At 42.7% G+C, this 504-nt stretch carries 1 pseudogene; it reads left to right on the top strand.

The features are described 5' to 3' along the window. Positions 1–504: pseudogene (locus AC1DH9_RS30790) on the top strand (ATP-grasp domain-containing protein); the annotation flags it as partial.

Genomic DNA, 504 nt, shown 5'->3' with positions numbered 1-504 from the left:
GAATATGTCGTCAATATGGTTTCTTTGAATGGGAAACAATTAGTAACTGAAGTTGTCAGGTATAAGAAGCTGCTGCTGGATACGGGTAGCATTATTTATGATATTGATGAGATGATTGACGCGAGGTCGAGCGTCTATAAAAGTCTTGTCGACTATACCCGGAAGGTGGTTTTGTGTTTGGGTATTAAAAATGGCCCAAGCCACGCTGAAGTAATGCTTACCACTGACGGTCCTAAACTCGTGGAGATTGCGGCGAGAACCGATGGAATACTTAGAGATACTGTCTCCGCGCAAACAACAAGGTTCGGGCAGATTAAAGCGGCCGCTATGGCTATTACTGAACCTGCAGCTTTTGAGCAACTCATAGAGTCAGGTGTCGATTACGAGCTTTTTCAGAACTCTTACAATGTGTGCTTGATAAATCGCTCGGCGGGTACTTTCAATAAAGACTTGTTTTTAAGTGAGCTTGACAAGCTGGAGTCTTTTTTTGAAGCTGTTTTTTAT

Source organism: Pseudomonas sp. 05T35 (assembly GCF_056396605.1).
This window is presented reverse-complemented; position numbering and strand designations above follow the sequence as displayed.